The sequence below is a fragment of the Streptomyces sp. NPDC013317 genome, from assembly GCF_055563155.1.
Window position 1 is genome coordinate 230605 of the sequence record NZ_JBVHDX010000006.1, and the last position, 21725, is coordinate 252329.

The window sequence follows — 21725 nt, forward strand, 5'->3', positions numbered from 1 at the left end:
AGCACCAAGTGACATGCGGCGACGGCCTGGAGACCCTCTTGAACGATCCGCAGGATCATCTCGATCCGTACGAGACGACCGAGACGCACGTCGAGCGCCTCCTCGGCCGGGCGCTCAACTCCTTCGACCTGCCCGACTGCACGATCGAGCGCCTGGAGACGGCGTTCGCCCATTCCAGCGCGCTGCACTCCTCGCACCACAGCGCGTCGCTGCACCGCACCACGTACCGCCACACCTATCTCCTGGCCGACGGAACGGCGCTCAGCCTCTGGGAGCTGGTGCACAACTCCGGCCGGGACGGCACCGAGCAGCACGAGCTGTACGCGGACGAGGCGGAGGCGCGGCTCGCCGCCTCCCGGCTCCCCTCCCGCTTCTCCCCGGGCTGGGGCGTCGAGCGCGCCGCCGATCCGGACTTCGACGAGGACGGCGACCTGGAGCTGCTGAGCGCCCTGCTGTCCCGCCGGATACCGAAGTCGCCCCGGAAGTACGTCGCCGAGGACTCTCCGGACCACGCCCGGCGGGTGCTGCGCCGCGCGGAGAACGCGGACCGGCCGGGCGAGGAGACCGCGCGCCGGCTGCGGGTGGCGTACGCGCACCACATCACGCAGGCCTTCGGCCGCCAGTACGCCGCGACCGAGGGCGGCCGGGACGCCGGCTTCACCCTCTACGAGCACGCGTTCCTGCTGCTCGACGGCACCGAGCTGAGCCTCTGGGAGGTGGAGCACACGGCGACCCCCGACGGCCGCCACATGTGCGAGGTCTACGAGGACGAGCGCACGGCACGCGACGCGATGGAGCACCGCGCCCGGGTGCGGTGAGCCACGGCGCGGGGGAGGGCGGCCAGCCGGGCCCCGCCCTCCCCTGGCCGGTCTCCCCCTGGCCGGTCTAGGGGACGCGTACGAGCAGGGCCACCGTCACGCCGGTCAGGCGCTCGGCGCCGGTCGCGGTGTAACGGGCTCGGAGAGCCCGCGCCTGGGCGGCCGGGAGGGCGTCCAGCGGATCGGCCGCGTCACCGGCCACGACGAGCCAGATCCTCGGCTCCTCCCGCAGACAGGCGGCCGGGACGGGACACTCCGTCGACCACAGGTCGGCGCGGTCGGCGGCCGCGGTGTCCAGGAAGACGTCGCGCGGCCGCAGCCCGTCCGCCAGGTAGAAGCGGACACCGACGTCGAGCATGCGCCAGTGGTCGTCCCCCCGGTCGAACGCCACCGCGTCCCCCGGCCGGTGGTACCTCTCGATCGTCCGGGCGGCACCCTCGAAGTCGACGCCCTGCCAGAAGTGGGCCAGCGGTCGGCGTACCGCCTGCTGTTCGGGCAACGTCAGCAGGACCAGCGCCACGACGACCCCCGCGACGGCTCCCCGCGAGCGAAGGCGTGAACGCGGACCGGCGACCCCCGCGCCGGCCAGCACCGCCCAGGCGGGGAGGGTGAAGAGCAGGTACCGGTAGTAGAAGTACGAGACGTCGCCGTGCGAGACCGCCCAGAGCAGCAGGGGTGGCAGCAGGGCGAGCGCGAAGAGACCGAGGACCGCTGAGCTCCCGGCCGCGGACCGGTCGGCGTCGGACCGGTGGGCGTCGGGCCGGTCGGCGTCGGACCGGTCGGCCGCGGATCTGCTGGCGTCGGCTCCGTCGGGCTCGGCTCCGACGGGGTCCGGGCTCATCGCCGCCGGGCTCACGCTCGCCCGGCTCATCGCCGCCCCGGGGCGGTCGCCCCCGGCCAGGGCCGCCAGGACGGTCATCGCTCCGGCGACCAGCGCGGACGCGTACAGCTGCGGCAGGAAGGTGACCAGGCTCCACAGGTCGGGGCCGGGGATCCAGGAGATCTGGCGCCCTGCGTGCGCCCGTCCCAGCAGGACCACGGGACCGGCGGCCGCCGTACCGGCCAGCGCGGCGAGACCGAAGCGCAGGGCGGCCGAGCGTTCCGCGCGGGCCCGCCGCACCACAAGGACCAGGTGCCCGGCCAGGACGGTCAGGGCGATCAGATGCAGCAGCCCGACCGCCGCCACGCACGCGGCGTACGCGGTCCAGCGCCACCGGCTCTCCGGGCGTTCCAGGGCCCGGAGCAGCAGCAGGGTGGCCAGGGTGGCGGCCAGGACCACGAGGGCGTAGGGCCGGGCCTCGTGGGCGTACCGCGTGACGACGGGGACGAGCCCGAACAGCAGACCGGCGGCCAGCCCCGCGCGTCGGCCGAAGAGGCGCTGCCCGATGAGCGCCGTACAGCCGGCGGTGCCCGCCATCGCGAGCGCCGAGGGCAGGCGCAGGGCGGTGGCGGAATCCCCGAAGACGCCCATCCAGCCGTGCAGGAGGAGGTAGTAGGTTCCGAGGACCGCGTCGACGTGCTGAAGCGTGTCGAGCAGCCTGCCGGTGGGGCGACGGGCGACCTCCCAGGTGGTGAGCTCGTCCTGCCACAGCAGAGGGCGGCCGATCTCGTACACGGTCAGGGCGAGGGTGAGCAGCGTCGGCCACAGCCACACCCCGGGCCGCCGTCCCCGTCCGGGCGTCCGGGCGCCCGGGCGCCTGACGGTCGCGGGCACCGTGCCGCCGCGGGCCGGGGAGGCGACGGGCGGAGGCGGGGCGGACGGAGAGGCGGCGGGGAAGGCGGGAGGAGGGGTCGCCACGGGCCGCCTCAGCCCCGTGGCGCGGTCACGTGGACCGCGGCGGCAGGCTCCGGGACGGCGGCGAGCCCGAGCTTCCGCACGGCGAACTCGCGGTTCCGCACGGTCTGCTCGCGGTACGCGTCGGGCAGGTCCGGCATGGCCAGAAGCCGGTCGCAGGCGGTGAGGGACCCGGCGAAGTCCCCGACCCAGTAGGCGGTGATCGAGAACTCGAACAGCAGCCCCCAGCGGTACACCCACGGCTGGGTGAACAGGATGTCGTCCGGCGGCCGGCGGTCGACGGCGGCCGAGACGATCGCGTGGGCGCTGTGGTGACGGTTCATCTTCCGCAGCCGCGCCGCCAGCTCGTAGCAGGCTTCGAGGCGCTCCGGGCGCGCCTCCCAGGCGCGGGAGAGGGCGTCCGCCGCGGCCGGCCAGTCGCCCGCGTCCGCCCTGAGCACCCCGGACTGGAGCAGCGCGTAGTAGACCTCCTCGATCCAGCCGCCCATGCTCGCGCGGCGCTCGTAGAGGTCGATCGCCTCACTCGTACGGCCCATGTCCCGCATGGTCTGGGCGAGGTAGAAGACCGTGCGGGTGTTGGAGGGGTCGCGTTCGTGCTCGGCGGAGAGCAGCCGGGCGTCGCGCTCGAACTTGTCGTGCCGCGAGCCCCCGTCGGCGTGGTCCTCGATGACGAGGGCGTCGAGGTTCTCCTGGACGTGGTCCCGGTCCGCGGTGAGGTACTCGTGCGTCACGCCCTCGTACCGCCACGGGAGATCGCCCCTGACCAGGCGCTTGACGCGGTATTCCATCGCGCCCTCGTGGCGCAGCATGTAGGCGTCGGCGGTCAGCGCGGGCAGCGGGCCGTCCTGCCGCAGGACGAGGTCGGCGTCGAGGAGGAGGACGTAGTCGGCCCGGCCCCGGGCGTGGGAGAGGTTCAGGCTCCGGTTGTGCCCGAAGTTCACCCACGGCTCCTCGTGGAGCTCGCCGGGGATGCCGTCGAGGGCCTTGCGGATCAGCTCCCGGGTCGCGTCGGTCGAGCCGGTGTCGGAGATGACCCACGTGTCCACGAGGTCCCGGACGGAAGAGAGACACCGTTCGATGACCCGGGCCTCGTTCTTGACGATCATGCACAAGCAGATGGACGGCTTCACGGCAACACCACTTCGGCGGGGTCGGTGGGGGGCGACCTTAAGCACGGGGCCGGGACCGCCGGGGACACCACGCCGACGGGCGCCTTCAGGTTCGCCGCCGTGTACGCACCCAGGGGGATGGCGGCGGTAGGCCATGCGTTGACAGTCCTTCCGGAGCCGTAAAGGCGGCGTGAGCGCGATCCGATGATCTGAAAGGAAGCTCGAACTCGCTTCCGGTGCATCACTCGATCCGGATGAAGTAAGGAGCTGTTGCATGAGTCCTGATTCCAGGACGAGGTCCCTCTTGGGCCCGCTTCCGCGACGCCGCGCCTGGCTCAACGGAGGCGCCATCGCTTCGATCGCACTTGTTCTCACGGGGTTCACGACCCCCGGATCCGCCTCGCCCCAGGGCGCGGCCGGACCTTCGGGAGTGAACGCCGCAGGCGCACCGTCGGGGGGTGACGACTGCCAGGACCACAACCAGCGCCCGCACGACGAGCAGAGCTCGGACCCGGTGCTGTGGGGCCCGGTGTCGCGCGAGAGCGCCCCGATGCCGCACGAGGGCGCTCCCGCGCTCGGTGATCTCGAGGGCTACGTGGACCATCAGGTCCAGCAGTACACAGGCGGCAGCCTGGCGCAGTACCTGCAGTCGTCGTCCCAGGGGGCGTACGACCGTTACGTACTGGCAGCGCCGGTCGGCGACCCCGACCACTGCCAGAACGTCCGGCCGGGCCCGACGGGTCCGACGGGCGCCACCGGGGCGACGGGAGCGACCGGCGCCACGGGAGCCACCGGGGCGACGGGTCCCACCGGGCCCACCGGGCCCACCGGACCGGCCGGAGCCACCGGCGCGACCGGAGCCACCGGGGCGACAGGTCCCACCGGGGCCACCGGCGCGACCGGAGCCACGGGGGCCACCGGGCCCTGCTCGGACATCGACCTCTACGCGCCCAGCGCGACCCAGGACTTCCAGGCCGTCCTCACCGGCGGCAAGGTGTTCGCCGGTCAGGCCGCTTCCCTCGGTGGGCCGATCTCCTGGCAGGACCTCACCAACGCCACGCCTGTCGGTATGGACCCCGCCAACCCCGGCTATCCGCCGAACGTGTGTGCCGTCGGCATCGAGGCCCAGGGCAACAACGCCTACATCAAGGTGCTCACGACGGGCGGCCAGGTGTACCAGACACACGGTGACATCAACGGTCAGTTCACCTGGGACGAGGCCTGGTTCCTCCAGAACACACCCACTCCGGTGGTGCTGCGCAACACCAAGTTCAGCCGCAGCCTGGAATCCCAGGGCGTGATCAACCGCTCCTGACCTGAGCGGTGTACGCCGGGCATCAGCGGAAGGCCCGGACCGGGGCATCCCGGTCCGGGCCTTCCGCCGTCGCCGCGCGGCGGGTCAGTGCGTGAGCACCGGCTCCTTCTCGACGGTCACGGAGGCATCCGTACCCTCGTCGCCGTCCGCGCCCTCGATGTGCTGCTTCGGCTTCGCCGGGAGCGCGAACATCACCAGGAAGATCACGGCGAGCACCGCCACCGCCCACCCGAGCGCGTTCTGGAACGCGTCGGTGAACGCCGCGCCGATCTCCGCCGGGGCCTTCGCCAGCCGCTCCTCGTCGATCACACCGAAGAAGACGACCGACACGAGGCCGAGTCCGAGCGCGTTGCCCATCTGCCCCGTCGTGTTGATGAGGCCCGAGGCCGAGCCCGCGTGCTCGCGCGGCACGTCCGAGAGGACCGCGTCCGTCAGCGGGGCCACGATCAGCCCCATGCCCACGCCCATGACGACGAGCGGCGGGATCATCTGCCAGGGCTCGATGCCGGCCCCGTACCGCCCGGCCTCCCACAGGTAGAGGAGCATGCCCGCCGCCATCGTCACCGCGCCCGTCTGCAGCACCTTGCGGCCGAACCGCGGGACGAGCTTCTGCACCGACAGACCGGCGGCCGTCGAGACGGCGATCGAGAACGGCACGCCCGTCAGACCCGCCTTCAGCGGGCTCCAGCCCAGACCGACCTGCATGTACAGCGTCCAGACCAGGAAGAAGATGCCCATCACGACACCGAACGTCAGCTGGACCGCGATGCCGCCCGCGAAGCTCTTCACCTTGAAGAGCGTCAGCTCGAGGAGCGGGGAGCCGTCCTTCTTCGTCTTGTACTTCTCGTACGCGATGAGGGCGGCGAAGACGACGAGGCTGCCGGCCATGCACAGGTGGCCCCAGAGCGGCCAGTCCAGCTCACGGCCGCGCGTCAGCGGGTAGATCAGCATCAGCAGCGCGAGCGTCACGAGCAGCACGCCCACGATGTCGAGGCGGAGCGCCTTGGGCGCCTTCGACTCGGTGATGAACTTCCGGCCCAGGATCAGGCCCGCGACGCCGACCGGCAGGTTGATCAGGAAGATCGGGCGCCATTCGAGGCCCGCGATGTTCCACTGGGTGAGCAGCGCGCCGAGGAGCGGGCCGGAGACCGCGCCGAGGCCGATGATGGCGCCGAACATGCCGAAGACCTTGCCGCGCTCGTGCGCGGGGAAGGTGACATGGATGATCGACAGGACCTGCGGGACCATCATCGCCGCCGCCGCGCCCTGGAGCAGGCGGGAGGCGACCAGCATCTCCGGGTTCGCGGCGAAGCCGCAGAGCGCGGAGGCGAGGGTGAAGCCGGCCGTGCCGAGGAGGAACAGCCGCTTGCGGCCGTAGATGTCGCCGAGACGGCCGCCGGTGATCAGACCGGCGGCGAACGCCAGGGCGTAGCCGGCGGTGATCCACTGGATCGCGCCGAAGGACGCGCCGAGGTTCCGCTCGATGCTCGGGATCGCGATGTTGACGATCGTGGCGTCGACCAGGTCCATGAAGGCGGCGGTCATGACGATGGCGAGGGCTATCCAGCGCCTGCGGTCGGTGGCCGCGGCACCCTGCACGGCGGCGTCGTGTGAACTCATAGGAGAAACGTAGAGGGCATGTAGGTCAGCTGATGTCCTAGATGCGACGCATGCTGGAACACATGACGGACACTCCCGCACGACTCCTGAACCTGCTCTCGCTGCTCCAGACACCGCGCGAGTGGCCGGGCAGCGAACTCGCCGAGCGGCTCTCGGTCTCCGCGCGCACGATCCGCCGCGACATCGACCGGCTGCGGGAGCTCGGCTATCCGGTGGAGGCGACGAAGGGGGCGGTGGGCGGGTACCGCCTCGTCGCCGGGACGGCCATGCCGCCGCTGCTGCTCGACGACGAGGAGGCGGTCGCCATCGCGGTGGGCCTGCGGGCGGGGGCCGGACACGCGATCGAGGGCGTCGAGGAGGCGTCGGTACGGGCGCTGGCCAAGCTGGAGCAGGTGCTGCCGTCGCGGCTGCGGCACCGGGTGTCCACGCTGCAGAACGCGACGATCCCGCTGACGCGCGGGGACGGGGCGACGGTCGCGCCGTCGACGCTGACGGCCCTCGCGGGCGCGGTGACGGCGCAGGAACGGCTGCGGTTCGGGTACCGCGCGGGGGACGGGACGGAGTCGCGCCGACTGGTCGAGCCGTACCGGCTCGTGTCGACGGGGCGACGGTGGTACCTCGTGGCGTACGACATGGAGCGCGAGGACTGGCGGACGTTCCGGGTCGACCGGGTGTCCGACCCGTTCGCGACGGGGGCGCGCTTCACCCCGCGGGAGCTCCCCGCGGGCGGCGCGGCCGAGTACATGACGCGCTCGATGTCCCGGGCGCAGCCGGAACTGGACCTGGACGTCACCTTCGACGCCCCCGCCGACTTCGTGGCGGCCCGCCTCCCGGCCCACCTCACCCCGACGCCCACGGGGGCGACCACGTGCCGGCTGCGCACGCGCACCGCGGACTCCACGGAATGGCTGGCCATCCGGCTGGCCCTGGTGGACGCCCCGTTCACGATCCACGCGCCGTCCTCGCTGACCACGTACGCGAAGGACCTGGGCGCGCGCCTGACGGCGGCGGTGACGAGCGCGGCGGCGGACGCGGGGTGAACGGCTCCGGGCGGGACGCGGCACGGGGCGCCTCCCGCGCCGGCAGCACGCGGGCGCGCCGCCGGACACCCGTCGCGCTCGCGGCCTTCGCCGCGGAGACCGGATGCTGCGGGCTGCCGCGCGGGCGCCGGCCCGCGGCCACGCGCCCCGCACGGGCGACGCCGTGCCCGGCCGCCCCGATGCCTCCGCCCGGGAGGGCGGGGCACCGGTCGTCGCCGGTGAGCCCGGTGGGCCGGCCGCTCTAGGCCACCGCGTCGAAGCCCGTGTCGCGGGCCATCTTCTTCAGTTCCAGCAGCGCGTGCTTCTCGATCTGGCGGATCCGCTCACGCGTGAGGCCGTGCTCCTTGCCGACCTCGGTCAGCGTGCGCTCGCGGCCGTCCTCGATGCCGTACCGCATACGGATGATCGACGCCGTGCGGTGGTCGAGCTTGTCGATCAGGTCGTCGAGCTCCTCACTGCGCAGCAGCGTCAGCACGGACTGCTCCGGCGACACCGCGGACGTGTCCTCCAGGAGGTCGCCGAACTGCGTCTCGCCCTCGTCGTCCACCGACATGTTCAGCGAGACCGGGTCCCGCGCCCAGTCCAGGACGTCCACGACCCGCTCGGGCGTCGAGCCCAGCTCCGCCGCGACCTCGGCGGGCTCCGGCTCCCTGCCGTTCTCCCGGTTGAACTCGCGCTGCACGCGCCGGATCCGTCCGAGCTCCTCCACCAGGTGGACGGGGAGCCTGATCGTGCGCGACTGGTCGGCTATGGACCGCGTGATGGCCTGGCGGATCCACCACGTGGCGTACGTCGAGAACTTGAAGCCCTTCGCGTAGTCGAACTTCTCGACCGCGCGGACCAGGCCGGCGTTCCCTTCCTGGATCAGGTCGAGCAGCGGCAGACCGCTGCGCGGGTAGCGTCGCGCGACGGCGACGACCAGGCGGAGGTTCGACTTGATGAAGAGGTCCTTGGCACGCTCGCCCGCCTCGTACAGAGCCTCGAGCTCCTCACGGGACGCGTTTCCCGCCTCCGATTCCACCTCGCCGTCGAGGATCTGCCGGGCGTAGACACCCGCCTCGATGGTCTGGGAGAGCTCGACCTCCTTGGCGGCGTCGAGGAGGGGCGTGCGTGCGATCTCGTCGAGGTACATGCCGACCAGGTCGCGGTCGGCGATCTCCCCGCCCACGACGCGAACGCTGCTCGCCCGGCTCTTGCCACTACCGCCGGTGGCGGAGGACTGACGACGGGCGACGGCACGGGTTGCCATGCGTGCTCCCTTGCTGAGTAGGTCGCGACACCCTTTCGGGTGCCCTGCATCCGACGGAAACAACGACTGGAATCAGGACAGAATTCCCACGCGGCGCATCGATTTTCGCGATCATGCAGTACCCTGTGCCGCCACCGAGGGGGTCGCATGCCGTCCAGACGTACAGAGGCGCAGGTCAGGCCGGGCACGGAAGGTGACCTGGCACCGCTCACGGACCTGTACAACCACTACGTCCGCGAGACCGCGATCACCTTCGACACCGAACCCTTCACTCCCGAGCGACGACTTCCCTGGCTCCGCTCCTACCCTGAAGACGGCCCGCATCGCCTTCTGGTTGCTCAGGATGTCCGGAAGGGGACGGAAGGGCGAATTCTCGGATATGCCACCAGTGGCGCGTTCCGCGCGAAACCGGCGTATTCCACCTCCGTCGAGGTCAGCGTGTACCTCTGCCCCGACGCCGTCGGCCGCGGCATCGGCACGCTCCTCTACGAGCGGCTCTTCGAGGCCCTCGCGACCGAGGACGTCCACCGCGCGTACGCGGGGATCGCGCTGCCGAACGAGCCTTCGGTCCGCCTCCACGCACGGTTCGCCTTCCGCCACGTCGGCACGTACGAGGAGGTCGGCCGGAAGTTCGGCCGTTACTGGGACGTGGCCTGGTACGAGAAGCGCCTCGCGCACCCCTCGTGACGCGGGTCGGCGCGGACCTTCCGGATCCGCGCCCCACTCCCTACCCCTGCCCCACCCCTACCCGAACTGGACCGAGCGCTTCGCGAGGCCCATCCAGAAGCCGTCGATCACACTCCGCCCGCCGTCCAGGTCCCCGGCCGCGTCCGCCGCGCCCAGGGTGACGAAGAGCGGCGCGAAGTGCTCGGTGCGCGGGTGGGCCAGACGGCCCGCCGGGGAGGTGTGCTCGAAGTCCAGGAGCGCGTCGACGTCCCGCGCCTCCAGGGCGTGCCGCCCCCAGTCGTCGAACTCCGCCGACCAGCCGGGCACCCCTGGCCCCACGTGCCGCAATGCGGCCAGGTTGTGGGTGAAGAAGCCGCTGCCGACGATGAGGACGCCCTCGTCGCGCAGGGGCGCGAGCCGGCGGCCGATGTCCATCAGCTTCCGCGGGTCGAGGGTGGGCAGGGAGATCTGGAGTACGGGAACGTCGGCGTCCGGGAACATCTCCACCAGCGGGACGTACGCGCCGTGGTCGAGGCCCCGGTCCGGGATGTCCTGCACGGGCGTGCCGGGGCCGCGCAGCATCGCGCGGACGGACGCGGCGAGTTCGGGCGCGCCGGGCGCCGCGTACCGCACCTGGTAGTAGTGCTCGGGGAAGCCCCAGAAGTCGTAGACGAGCGGCAGCGTCTCGGTGGCACCGAGGGCGAGCGGGGCCTCCTCCCAGTGGGCCGAGACCATCAGGATCGCCTTCGGCCGGGGCAGCCCGGCGGCCCAGGCGGCGAGCTGGCCCGGCCAGACCGGGTCGTCGGCGAGCGGCGGGGCGCCGTGCGAGAGGTAGAGGGCGGGCATCCGTTCCAGCGTGGCGTCCATGACGACCGCCTCCCGTCATCCGAAGGGTGCGAGTAAGGGGCGAGGCAGTGGTGCTTGAAGGTTCAAGCTTGCCTTGCCCCGAGCGTAGGACGATGTAGTTCAACTTTCAAGGACGAGTCGTAGGATGGATCGCATGACCACGGCACCCGACGGCAGAGCGCGGACGGCAGAAGCGGCGGACGCGGCGGAAGCGGCACAGGCGGAAGCGGCGGAAGCGGCACAGGCGGACGCTCCCCGCTGGCTCAGCGACGAGGAACAGCGCGTCTGGCGCGCGTACCTCCACGCCACCACCCTCCTCGAGGACCACCTCGACCGCCAGCTGCAGCGCGACGCCGGGATGCCGCACATCTACTACGGCCTGCTCGTCCACCTCTCCCAGGCGCCCCGGCGCCGACTGCGGATGACCGAGCTGGCCAAGGACGCCAAGATCACGCGCTCCCGGCTCTCCCACGCCGTCGCCCGCCTGGAGAAGAGCGGCTGGGTGGTGCGCGAGGACTGCCCCTCCGACAAGCGCGGGCAGTTCGCGCGCCTCACGGACGAGGGGTACGAGGTGCTGAGGCGGACGGCTCCCGGCCATGTCACCGCCGTACGGCAGGCGATGTTCGACCGGCTCAGCACGGAGCAGGTGGCTCAGCTCGGCACGATCATGAAGGTGATGGCGGAGGGCCTCCAGCCCACGGACCCGCACGCGGACCTGCCCTGGCTCCGCTGAGCGGAACCAGGGCGGGAAGCGACCGTGAGGCGGGCTCGCGCGGGCAACCGGGAGGCGGGCCCGCGCGCGGTTTCGTGGGCTGGGGCGTCAGTGCGCGATGACGGGGATCCTGACCTCGTCCTCGGCACCCTCGCCCTCGCCCGAACCCGAGCCGGCGACCACGCCGAGCTCCGGCTTACCGGTGTTGATGAGGGCCACGGCTATCGCGGCCGAGACGGCCAGGATGCCCACGGCCCACCAGATGGCAGCCGCGTAGCCCTCGACCATGCCCTGGAGCTGGAGCAGCTTCTGGGCGCCCTGGCTCGTGGCGCCGGCCGCGTGGTCGGCGATGTACGCGGTCGTGGCCGAGGCCGCGATCGTGTTCAGCAGAGCCGTACCGATGGCGCCGCCGACCTGCTGCGAGGTGTTGACCATCGCGGAGGCCACACCGGCGTCCCGCGGGTCGACGCCGTGCGTGGCGAGCGACATCGCCGGCATGAACGCCGTACCCATGCCGAGGCCGAGCAGCAGCTGCGCGGGGAGGATCAGACCGGCGTACGACGTGCCGATCTCCAGCTGCGTCAGCAGCAGCATGCCGACCGCGGCGGTGAGGAAGCCCGGACCCATCAGCCAGCGCGGGGGAACCCGCGTCATCAGCCGCGTACCGATCTGGGTCGAGCCGACGATCATGCCCGCGATCATCGGGAGGAACGCGAAGCCCGTCTTGACCGGCGAGTACCCCTTCACGACCTGGAGGTAGTACGTCAGGAAGAGGAACAGGCCGAACATCGCGATGACGGCCAGACCCAGCGAGAGGTACACACCGCCGCGGTTGCGCTCGGTGAGGACGCGCAGCGGCAGCAGCGGCGACTTGACCTTCGCCTCGGTCAGGACGAACGCGGCGAGGAGCACGGCGGAGCCGACGAACATGCCGATCGTCGTGGCGTCGGACCAGCCCGCGGACTCGGCGCGGGTGAAGCCGTAGACGAGCGCGACCAGGCCGAGGGTGGAGAGGACGACGCCGGGGATGTCGAGCGGCGAGCGGTTGCGGCCGCCGGCCGGCTCACGGATCACGAAGTACGCGCCGACGGCGGCGACGATCGCGAAGGGGATGTTGACGAAGAAGGTCCAGCGCCAGTTCAGGTACTCGGTGAGGAATCCACCGAGGATCAGACCCACGGCGCCACCGCCACCGGCGATCGCACCGTAGATGCCGAACGCCTTGGCGCGCTCCTTGGCGTCGGTGAACATCACCGCGAGCAGGGAGAGCGCGGCGGGCGCGAGCAGCGCGCCGAACGCGCCCTGAAGCGCGCGGGCACCGAGCATCATCGCCTCGCCGGTCGCGGCCCCGCCGAGGGCGGAGGCGGCGGCGAAGCCGATCAGACCGACGACGAAGGTGCGCTTACGGCCCCACAGGTCGGCGATGCGGCCGCCGAAGAGCAGCAGACCGCCGAAGGCGAGGGCGTAGGCCGTGATGACCCACTGCCGGTTGCCGTCCGAGATCCCCAGGTCCTGCTGGGCGGAGGGCAGCGCGATGTTCACGATCGTCGCGTCGAGCACGACCATCAGCTGGGCGAGGGCGATGAAGACCAGGGCTTTCCAGCGCCTGGGATCGGTTTCGGACATGGGGGGAGCCACCTCTTGGTACGTAAAGGAAAAAACTGGACGTAAGGAATGTGGGTCGAGCAGGGGTGCAGGGACCGACCGGGCTGACGGAACCGGGTTACCGGGACCGGGTCAGCGGGAGCGGGTTACGAACGGGGCTACGGGACGGTCGGCTCGGGGGCGCTCTCGCAGAAGTCGCCCCGCAGATCCTCCAGAGTGGCGGCCGAGCCGGGCAGCACGGAGCGCGCGGGCGCTTCGAGGCCGTCCAGGAACAGCTGCAGATGACGGTGGACGAAGCGGTCCATGTTCAGACACGCGGTGCCCGGGAGCGGGCGGGTCAGCTGGGACACGGCCACCATCAGGTCCCCGACACCGACATCGGTACGGAGCCTGCCGGCCCGGTGCGCGCGGTCGACGAGGCCCTGGACGGCCGTCTCCAACCGGGTGCGCTCGGCGTGCAGTTCGGGGTGGTTCGCGTCGAAGGTGCCGTCGAGCATCGGGCACAGCGCGCCGATCCGCTCGTCGGCGGCGCCGTGGGTGAAGCGGCGGAGCGCGTCGAAGGCGTCGGCCTCCCCCGCGTCCACGGCCGCGGCCGCCTCCTCCGCCAGGTCCGTGGTGCGGGACGTGACGGAGACGACGACCTCGTGGATGAGATCGTTGCGCTCGGGGAAGTTGCGGTAGAGCGTGGCGTTGCCGACCCCGGCGCGACGCGCGATCTCGTCGAGCGGCACCTGCGGGCCGAACTCGACGAACATCTCCCGGGCCGCCGTGACGATCCGCTCGCGGTTGCGCAGGGCGTCGGCCCGCGGGCGGGGTGCGCGACGGGCGGGCGCGGTGCCGGTCTCGGTGGTCACGCCACTGCCTCCTTCTGATGATCCGGACGACTCGGAATCCGATCTCGGATTCCGACCATGGAATCCGACCCTGGACTCCGAGCCAGGATTCCGATGCGGGGACCAAGTCCCCACTTCCTCGAACACAGGCTTAAACGGGGAGGGAGTCCCCGGTTATTTCCCACCCTTGATGTGATCTGAGTCACAGAGATTTGGCTCCGTGGAATACCCACGATCGGGCCAACCCGGCGCGCGCCCCCGCGCCTCCCGACACAGGCTGATCGAACAGCAGCTCTGATCAGGAGAGGCGACCGATGCAGCAGACCCGCCGGCACATACGCAGACCCGTCGCTCTCGCCGCGACGGCCGCCGTCGCACTCGCCGCGCTCGCCTCGGCCAGCTCCACGCTCCCCGGTCCGCCCCCCGCATCGGCGGGCCCGGTGGCGTCCGCGCCCCCGGCGGACGGCGCTGACGCCGCGGCGGCGCTCGGGCCGTGCCGGATCACGACGACGATGGGTGTGCAGATGTCGGAGGGCATACCCACCGCCCCGGGGTACGCCCGCTCCACGGGCCGGGTCAGAGCCCTCAACCTGATGGTCGACTTCCCCGACGCGCCCGGGGAGGGCACGGCGCTCAGCCGCTACGACGAGTTCTTCCCGCAGACGGCGGAGTGGTTCAGCACCAGCTCGTACGGGCGCCTGCACTACCACCCCGAGGCCCCGATACCCGACTGGCTGCGGATGCCGCAGCCCTTCGCCTCGTACGGGATAGAGCGCGGCTCACCGTACGAACCGGGGTACCGCGGCCTCGTCGAGGACATCGTGAAGGCCGCCGACCCGAAGGTGGACTTCAGCGCGTACGACCTGGTCAACATCCTGGTCACCCCGAACGCCGGGCCCTCGGCCCTGGACACCGTCCTGTCCGTGACGTTCTCGGGGAACGACGAGGCGCCGTACGCGGACGGCGTCCCGCTCTCGAACACGTCCTTCGTCTACAGCCGCCAGGACGACGGCTCGGGGACGTACGCCGAGACCGGGTTCCGCGTCCTGCCGCACGAGAACGGCCATGTCTTCGGCCTGCCCGACCTCTACACCGTCGACGGCGGGGGCACGGTCGGGCACTGGGACATCATGTCCGAGGACTGGGGAGCCAACAACGACCTGCTCGGCTGGCACAAGTGGAAGCTGGGCTGGCTGGACAACCACCAGATCGCCTGCGCGTCCCGGCAGGGCACCACCGAGCACCTCCTGACCCCGCTGGCCACGGCGGGCGGCCGGAAGCTGGCCTTCGTGCCGCTCTCGGACACCTCGGGTTACGCGGTCGAGGTCCGCACCCGTGAGGGCAACGACGAGGCCGTCTGCGAGCCGGGGGTCCTGATCTACCGGGTCGAGTCGGACGTCGACACCGGGAACGGTCCGGTGACCGTGGCGGACAGCGACAAGGACAGCGGCGGCTGCACGCGCCGCCCGAACGTCCACGCGGAGCTGTCGGACGCTCCGTACCGCCCGGGGGAGACCTTCACGGACCGGACGAACGGCATCTCGATCACGGTGGTGGACGAGGACGCGAAGGGCGGATACCGCGTCCGGATCACACGTTCCTGAGGTCGCCTCCGGGAACGCTTAGGGAAGCGTCTCCCGCAACTGCCGCTTCAGCACCTTGCCCGTGGCGTTGCGGGGCAGTTCCCCATCCCGCACGACGATGTGGGCGGGCACCTTGTACGCGGCGAGGCGCGCGCCGACGTGCGCCCGCAGCTCCTCGGCGGTGACGGCGGAGGACTCCTTGAGCCGTACGACCGCGGCGACCTCCTCCCCCAGGGCGGGGTGCGGTACGCCGAGGACGGCGGCGTCGAGGACCTCGGGGTGCTCGTGGAGGACCGCCTCGACCTCGACGCAGTACACGTTCTCGCCGCCCCGGATCACCATGTCCTTGAGCCGGTCGACGATGGTGACGCGCCCGTCGCGCAGGTGCGCGAGGTCGCCGGTGCGGAACCACCCGTCCTCGGTGAAGACCTCCCGGGTGGCGGCCTCGTCGCCCCAGTACCCGCGGACGAGGGACTGCCCCCGCAGCCACAGCTCCCCCACCCCGTCGGCGTCGGGCCGGTCGACACGGACCTCGGTGGCGGGCGTGGGGCGGCCGACGCTGCGCGGATGGGCGCGGTACTCGGCACCGAAGTTGGCGAACACACCGCCGCAGGTCTCCGTGAGCCCGTAGCCGTTGCGGGGCTCGACGCGCTCCCCGTACGCGGCGGCGAGGCGCGCGACGAGCTCGGGCGGGGCGGCGGCGCCTCCGGTGTTGAGCATGACGAGGCTCTCCAGCGGATCGCCGGTCTCCTCGGCGCGGTCGAGCAGCTGCAGGGCGGTGGTCGGGACGCCGGCGTAGTGGGTGACGCGGTGGCGCCGGATCAGCTCCAGGGCCTTGTCGGCGTCCCACTTCCGCATGAGGACGAGGGTCCCGCCGGCGGCCATGACGGAGTAGAAGGACGTGAAGGCGGCCACGTGGAAGAACGGGAACGTGGTGAGGGAGACGGGCGTCGGGCCCTGCCCGGGCAGGGTGCCCCGGCCGAGGGCGGAGGCGGCGGCGTAGTACCGCGGATTCATCGCGGCGCCGGCCTGCGCGAGGTGGGTCGCGACGGCGCCCTTGGGGCGGCCGGTGGTACCGGAGGTGTAGATGATCGTCGCGTCGTGCTCGGGCAGGACGTCGACGGGCGGCGGCCCGAGGAGGGAGTCGGTGTCGCGTACGTACGCCTGGAATCCGGCACCGCCGCCGGCGCGGGCGAGCGGGCCGGGGCCCTGGGCGGCCCGGGGGTTCGCGGGGCCGGGGCCCTGGGCGGCCCGGGAGTTCGCGGGGTCGGGGCCCTGGGCGGCCCGGGGGTTCGCGGGGTCGGAGCCCTGGCCGCCTCGGCGGCTCGCGGGGTCGGGACCCCGGGCGGCGCGGCGGCTCGCGGGGTCCGCGCCGTGGAAGACGATGCCGGGTACGTGGTGCTCCCGCGCCCACGCCCCCACGCGCTCCTCCCGCTCCCCGTCGACGAGGAGGATGCGGGGCGTGCAGTCGTCGAGGGCGTACGCGAGTTCGCCCTCGGTCCACCAGGCGTTGAGGGGTACGGCGACGAGGCCCGCGAGCTGGGCGGCCCAGAAGGCGATCTGCCACTCGGGGCGGTTCCGCATGGCGAGGGCGGCCCGGTCCCCCGGCCGCAGCCCGTACTGATCGACGAGGGTCCGGGCGAGACCGCAGGCGGCGTCGAAGAACTCCCGGTAGCTCAGCACCCCGTCCTCGGAGACGAGGAAGGGCCGGTCGCCGTAGGCCCAGGTGGCCTCGACGAACTCACGGAGCGTGCGGGGCCCCTCGACGTACACCCCGTCCTCGACGGCGAAGAGCGCCCCGGGCTCGACCAGCCGATCGACGGCACCACCCACGACGACCACCTTCCCTGAGCGCTTGCTCACCCGCTCGGACGCTATGCACACCCTCCCACCTCGTCAACCGCCGCCGAACACCGCTACCAGCGGTCGAACCTCAGGCCCCGGGAGCGGCGGCACCACTTGGTGCCACCTGGTGCCACCCGGCGACACTCTGGCGCACCATGGCGCCATAAGACTTGCAATGGCGCCATGATGGTGCCACCATTGCGTCATGGACCTCACGCCCTACGTAGACAATCTCCGCCATGAGCTCGGCGTGGCCGCCGAGGCCGGAGGCGACGAAGCACGCGCCCTGGCCGACCGGCTCACCGGTCAGCTCGAGTCGGCCGCCCGCCTGACGCTCCTCAACGCCCTGTCGGACGCGATGGACGAGGTCACCCGCGACCTGGCGCCCGGCTCGGTCGACCTGCGACTGCGCGGCCTCAACCCCGAGTTCGTGGTGACCCCGCCGCCCACCGCCGACGTCTTCGATGAGCCCGAGGCCTCGCTGCCGGCGCCGCCGCCCCCGCCGCCGCTGCCGCTGCCCGCGGATGTCGAGGAGGGCGCCCCCTCGCGCATCAACTTCCGACCGCCGGCCCAGCTCAAGCTCCGTGTCGAGGAGGCCGCGAGCCGAGAGGGGCTCTCGGTCAACGCCTGGCTCGTCCGGGCCGTGACCGCCGCCCTGGAGCCCGGTACGGGTGCGGCCGGCCGCAGCCGTACCGGAACGACGGGCCTGGGCCCGGCGGTCGGCCAGGGCTTCACCGGCTGGGTCCGCTAGCCACCCCGGGGCGACCGGAAACCGGGACCACCTCACGCCACTGCACCACTGCTCCCTGCGCCCCGCACCCCTCCACCACTGCGCCACTCCACCACTGCGCCACTGAGGCGCCCAGCACCGCCCCACCGAGGCACCTCGCCCGGCGCTCACCTCCACCCAGCCAAAGGACGGCACAGCCATGCCCACGTTCGAAACCCCCGAACCCCTCTCCGCCACCGTCGAGATCGAGATCGGCCGGGCCCGGATCGTCGCGGGCAAGCGCACCGACACCGTCGTCGAGGTGATGCCGAGCGACCCCGGCGACAAGCTCGACGTCCAGGCCGCCGCCGAGACCAAGGTGACCTGCGCGGGCGGAAAGCTTCTGGTCAGGGGCCCCAAGAAGCGTTCGCTCTTCGGCAAGGTCGGGGCCGTCGACGTGACCGTCGAACTGCCCGCGGGCTCGGAGCTGATCGGCAGCACGGGCCTCGGCGAGCTGATCGGCGAGGGACGGTTCGGGAACTGCCGCCTGACGACCGCCGCCGGGGACATCCAGCTGGAGGAGGCCGCGGCCGTGCGGCTGAAGACCTCGCACGGCGACATCCTGGTCGACCGCACGACGGGCGAGGCCGAGATCCAGGGTTCGGGCCGGGTACGCGTCGGCCGGATCGACGGAGCGGCGACGATCAAGAACCTCAACGGCGAGACCGCCATCGGCGAGATCAGCGGCGAGCTGCGCGTGAACTCGTCCAACGGCCCCATCGGCGTCGCACGCGCCGAGTCCTCCGTCACCGCCAAGACGGCGAGCGGCGCCATCCGCCTCGACGAGGTGGTGCGCGGCCGGATCACCCTGGACTCCGCCGCGGGCGGCCTGGAGGTCGGCATCGCCGAGGGCACGGCCGCCTGGCTCGACGTACGGTCCAAGGCGGGTCGGGTCCGCAACGAGCTGGGCCCGGCCGAGGGCCCGGGCCAGTCCGACGAGACGGTCGAGGTCCGGGGCCGTACGAGCGTCGGCGACATCGTCATCCGCCGCGCCTGAGAGCCGGTAGCAGGGTGGACCCCTGCCGAAGGGCGGCTTGACGGCCGGCCGCCCTTCGGCCCGCCCCGGAACGAATCCGGCCGTGCCCCGTAAGGGGCGTGCGCACCACCCGCCGGGCCCCACCACCGGGCCCCACGATGCCGCGACCTATCTCTGTCGCCCCATCTCCGCTGCCTGAGGACTCACTCCTCCTCGGCCTCCGCCCGGCCTCCGCCCGGCCCGCGCTCAGCGCCGTGGCCCGCCCACGGGCCCCCTTGGCGGCTGGCGACCAGCACCTCGGCACCTCGCACTGCGCGTGCACCAACGCAGCACCACCCCTGCGCCATCGCGGCGCCATCTTGCGCTGCCCGCGCACCCGAGTCACGCACCTCACCGGCACCCCACCTCACCGCAGCGCATCCCACCTCGCCCCACCTCACCTCGCCCCACCGACCAGACGGGAGCCCGCCGTGGCTACGTTCCTTTCCAGACTGGGCCGCCTCGCCTTCCGCCGCCGGGGGGTGATGGTGCTGCTCTGGCTGCTGATCTTCGGCGGCGTGGGCTACGCCGCCTCGACCGCGCCGGCGCCGCCGGCCGACACGTTCTCCATGCCGGGCACCGAGTCGCAGGAGGCCTTCGACCTGCTGGCCGAGAAGTTCCCGGACGCGAGCGTCGACGGCGCCGGCGCCCGGATCGTCGTCCGCGCACCCGAGGGCTCGAAGGTCACGGAACCCGCGCAACGGGCCCGGGTCGAGCGCCTCGCAGCCCGGCTGGGGGCGTCGTCCCCGCAGGTGGTGGGGGTCGCCGACCCGTACACGTACCCCGACGTCACCATCAGCGAGGACGGGACGACCGCCTACATGGTGGTGACGTACAAGGTCCCCGCGATGGAGGTCGACGACAAGGCGCACGACGCCCTCGACGCGGCGACGGAGGAGGCCCGTGCGGCGGGGCTCACCGTCGAGGCGGGCGGTGACGCCGTGAAGGTCGAGCAGGCGATGGGCGGCACCGGCGAGCAGATCGGCATCCTGGTCTCCGCCATCGTGCTCGTCCTGACCTTCGGTTCGGTGATCGCGGCCGGGATGCCTCTGATCACCGCGCTGATCGGCGTCGGCATCGGCATCTCGGGGATCACGGCGCTCGGTTCGACGCTGGGCCTGTCCGGTACGACGTCGACGCTCGCGATGATGATCGGCCTCGCGGTCGGCATCGACTACGCGCTGTTCGTCGTGTCCCGCTTCCGCGCCGAACGGGCCGAGGGACGGACTCCGGAGGAGGCCGCGGGGCGGGCCGTCGGCACCGCGGGATCGGCCGTCGTCTTCGCGGGCCTCACGGTCGTCGTCGCCCTCGCCGGGCTCGCCGTGGTGAACATCCCGATGCTCACCAAGATGGGCCTCGCCGCGGCCGGTACCGTCGCGGTCGCCGTACTCGTCGCCATCACTCTGGTACCCGCGCTCCTCGGCTTCGCGCCGGTCAAGGTGATGGCCCGTAAGGGGCGTCTGGCGTACGCCGTCAAGCCGCTGTCGGACCGCAAGCGGCGCAGGGCTGCCAGGCACACGGCGAAGGCGGCCCGGAAGACCAAGCCCAACCTGGGTTCCCGCTGGGCGAGTTACGTCCTGCGTCACCCGGTCGCCGTGCTGCTCGTCGGCGTCGTGGGCCTCGGCACGATCGCCGTACCGGCCGCGAGCCTGGAGCTCGGACTGCCGGGCGAGGGTCAGATGTCGACGGAGACCACGCAGCGCAAGGCGTACGACCTGCTCTCGGAGTCCTTCGGCCCCGGCTTCAACGGCCCGCTGCTGATCACGGTTCAGACGCAGGACTCCCGGAGCGCGCAGGCCACCGGCGACGAGATCGGCAAGGAGCTGCGGAAGACGGACGGCGTGGCCTCGGTCTCGCCGGCCACGGCCAACAAGGCGGGCGACACCGCGATCCTCAACGTGATCCCGAGGACGGGACCGACGGAGCAGAGGACCGAGGAGCTGGTACGCGAACTCCGCGAGACCGCGGACGGCTTGGAGCAGGGCACGGTGTCCCGGATCCTCGTCACCGGCCAGACGGCGATGTTCATCGACTTCTCGCAGACGCTCGACGCCGCGCTGCTGCCCTACCTGGGCCTGGTCGTCGGCCTCGCCTTCCTGCTCCTGATGGTGGTCTTCCGCTCCGTCCTGGTTCCGCTCAAGGCGGCCCTCGGTGCCGTCGTGGCGGTCTTCCAGTGGGGCTGGCTCGCCGACCTCTTCGGCATCGACGCACCGGGACCGATCATGAGCACGATGCCGATCTTCATGATCGGCGTGGTCTTCGGCCTCGCGATGGACTACGAGGTCTTCCTGGTCAGCCGGATGCGTGAGTCGTACGCCCACGGAGCACGCCCGAGCGAGGCCGTCGTCGACGGCTTCCGCTACGGGGGCCGGGTGGTCGGCGCGGCCGCGATCATCATGATGAGCGTCTTCTCGGGCTTCATCGTCGAGGACAACGACTTCGTCAAGATGATCGGCTTCGCCCTCGCGACCGCCGTCCTGTTCGACGCCTTCGTCGTCCGCATGGCGATCGTGCCCGCACTCTTCGCCCTGCTCGGCGGGTCCGCGTGGTGGCTGCCGAAGTGGCTGGACCGGATCCTGCCCCGGGTGGACGTCGAGGGCGAGAAGCTCGGCCGGCCGCAGGCGGCGCCGCAGGCGCACACCGAAGGCGACCGGGAACGCACCCTGGTCGGCTGAACGGACTCCTCAGCCCCGACCCCGTGGCGCCCCCGCACCGGCTCAGGCCGAGGCGGGGGCGCCTCTGTCTCTGCTGCCGGCGAAGCGGAAACCCCAGCTCAGAGCCCACGACGCCAGCCTTTGACACCAATGGCGCCATGATGGCTCGACATGGCGCCATCTATGTGTCACCATGATGGCGCAAGGACGGCACGGAAGTGGCGCCACAAGGCGCCAGGCCGGCAGTCCCG

The 21725-nt window shown here is 72.1% G+C and carries 17 protein-coding genes; 9 read left to right on the forward strand and 8 right to left on the reverse strand.

What is annotated here, in order from left to right; all coding sequences use genetic code 11:
• The first annotated feature begins 38 nt into the window (after positions 1–38).
• Positions 39–818 carry a DUF6227 family protein gene (locus ACZ3IJ_RS18570; RefSeq protein ID WP_467469429.1) on the forward strand — a complete coding sequence of 260 codons (780 nt, stop codon included), beginning with the start codon at positions 39–41 and terminating at the stop codon, positions 816–818.
• A 67-nt stretch (positions 819–885) separates the two neighbouring features.
• On the opposite strand, the gene ACZ3IJ_RS18575 is transcribed toward ACZ3IJ_RS18570, so the two are convergent.
• Together ACZ3IJ_RS18575 and ACZ3IJ_RS18580 are read right to left on the reverse strand one after the other, a co-directional pair.
• Positions 886–2616: a glycosyltransferase family 39 protein gene (locus ACZ3IJ_RS18575; protein WP_467469431.1), complete on the reverse strand. Its 1731-nt coding sequence runs from the start codon at positions 2614–2616 to the stop codon at positions 886–888.
• A gap of 8 nt (positions 2617–2624) precedes the next feature.
• Entirely contained in the window at positions 2625–3719 is a 1095-nt protein-coding gene (locus tag ACZ3IJ_RS18580; RefSeq protein WP_467469433.1) for a glycosyltransferase, read from the reverse strand.
• A gap of 433 nt (positions 3720–4152) precedes the next feature.
• On the opposite strand from ACZ3IJ_RS18580, the gene ACZ3IJ_RS18585 reads away from it, so the two are divergent.
• The gene (locus tag ACZ3IJ_RS18585) at positions 4153–5037 is read left to right on the forward strand and encodes a hypothetical protein (RefSeq protein WP_467469435.1); all 885 of its coding nucleotides are present in this window, start codon (positions 4153–4155) and stop codon (positions 5035–5037) included.
• 84 nt (positions 5038–5121) lie between these two features.
• On the opposite strand, the gene ACZ3IJ_RS18590 is transcribed toward ACZ3IJ_RS18585, so the two are convergent.
• Positions 5122–6657, reverse strand: a complete 1536-nt coding sequence (locus ACZ3IJ_RS18590) for an MFS transporter (RefSeq protein WP_467469437.1) — start codon at positions 6655–6657, stop codon at positions 5122–5124.
• Between the two features lie 62 nt (positions 6658–6719).
• Here ACZ3IJ_RS18590 and ACZ3IJ_RS18595 point away from each other — a divergent pair, with 62 nt between their 5' ends.
• On the forward strand, positions 6720–7697 hold the full coding sequence (locus tag ACZ3IJ_RS18595; protein ID WP_467469439.1) for a helix-turn-helix transcriptional regulator: 978 nt from the start codon (positions 6720–6722) through the stop codon (positions 7695–7697).
• Between the two features lie 241 nt (positions 7698–7938).
• On the opposite strand, the gene ACZ3IJ_RS18600 is transcribed toward ACZ3IJ_RS18595, so the two are convergent.
• Positions 7939–8946 carry a sigma-70 family RNA polymerase sigma factor gene (locus ACZ3IJ_RS18600; protein ID WP_467469441.1) on the reverse strand — a complete coding sequence of 336 codons (1008 nt, stop codon included), beginning with the start codon at positions 8944–8946 and terminating at the stop codon, positions 7939–7941.
• A 147-nt stretch (positions 8947–9093) separates the two neighbouring features.
• Here ACZ3IJ_RS18600 and ACZ3IJ_RS18605 point away from each other — a divergent pair, with 147 nt between their 5' ends.
• Positions 9094–9633 carry a GNAT family N-acetyltransferase gene (locus tag ACZ3IJ_RS18605; RefSeq protein ID WP_467469443.1) on the forward strand — a complete coding sequence of 180 codons (540 nt, stop codon included), beginning with the start codon at positions 9094–9096 and terminating at the stop codon, positions 9631–9633.
• 57 nt (positions 9634–9690) lie between these two features.
• Here the strand turns inward: ACZ3IJ_RS18605 and ACZ3IJ_RS18610 are convergent, their stop codons facing one another.
• A complete protein-coding gene (locus ACZ3IJ_RS18610) occupies positions 9691–10479 on the reverse strand; it encodes a dioxygenase family protein (protein ID WP_467469445.1) in 789 nt (262 codons plus the stop codon).
• Between the two features lie 133 nt (positions 10480–10612).
• Here ACZ3IJ_RS18610 and ACZ3IJ_RS18615 point away from each other — a divergent pair, with 133 nt between their 5' ends.
• Positions 10613–11191 (forward strand): MarR family winged helix-turn-helix transcriptional regulator, encoded by a 579-nt coding sequence (locus ACZ3IJ_RS18615; protein ID WP_467469447.1) that lies wholly within the window; start codon positions 10613–10615, stop codon positions 11189–11191.
• 87 nt (positions 11192–11278) lie between these two features.
• On the opposite strand, the gene ACZ3IJ_RS18620 is transcribed toward ACZ3IJ_RS18615, so the two are convergent.
• On the reverse strand, positions 11279–12796 hold the full coding sequence (locus tag ACZ3IJ_RS18620; protein ID WP_467469449.1) for an MFS transporter: 1518 nt from the start codon (positions 12794–12796) through the stop codon (positions 11279–11281).
• Positions 12797–12933: 137 nt separating this feature from the next.
• Positions 12934–13629, reverse strand: a complete 696-nt coding sequence (locus tag ACZ3IJ_RS18625; protein ID WP_352187160.1) for a TetR/AcrR family transcriptional regulator — start codon at positions 13627–13629, stop codon at positions 12934–12936.
• Between the two features lie 293 nt (positions 13630–13922).
• Between ACZ3IJ_RS18625 and ACZ3IJ_RS18630 the strand changes: the two genes are divergently transcribed.
• Complete coding sequence (locus tag ACZ3IJ_RS18630) at positions 13923–15212, forward strand: M6 family metalloprotease domain-containing protein (protein ID WP_467469451.1); 1290 nt, start codon at positions 13923–13925, stop codon at positions 15210–15212.
• 18 nt (positions 15213–15230) lie between these two features.
• On the opposite strand, the gene ACZ3IJ_RS18635 is transcribed toward ACZ3IJ_RS18630, so the two are convergent.
• Positions 15231–17054 (reverse strand): class I adenylate-forming enzyme family protein, encoded by a 1824-nt coding sequence (locus tag ACZ3IJ_RS18635; RefSeq protein WP_467469453.1) that lies wholly within the window; start codon positions 17052–17054, stop codon positions 15231–15233.
• 187 nt (positions 17055–17241) lie between these two features.
• On the opposite strand from ACZ3IJ_RS18635, the gene ACZ3IJ_RS18640 reads away from it, so the two are divergent.
• The 3 genes from ACZ3IJ_RS18640 to ACZ3IJ_RS18650 all read left to right on the forward strand — a co-directional run bounded on the left by ACZ3IJ_RS18640 (position 17242) and on the right by ACZ3IJ_RS18650 (position 21495).
• Positions 17242–17787, forward strand: a complete 546-nt coding sequence (locus tag ACZ3IJ_RS18640) for a hypothetical protein (RefSeq protein WP_467469455.1) — start codon at positions 17242–17244, stop codon at positions 17785–17787.
• 178 nt (positions 17788–17965) lie between these two features.
• Entirely contained in the window at positions 17966–18802 is an 837-nt protein-coding gene (locus ACZ3IJ_RS18645) for a DUF4097 family beta strand repeat-containing protein (RefSeq protein ID WP_467469457.1), read from the forward strand.
• A gap of 449 nt (positions 18803–19251) precedes the next feature.
• Positions 19252–21495, forward strand: coding sequence for an MMPL family transporter (locus tag ACZ3IJ_RS18650; protein ID WP_467469459.1), 2244 nt, complete (start codon positions 19252–19254; stop codon positions 21493–21495).
• Positions 21496–21725: the final 230 nt, after the last annotated feature.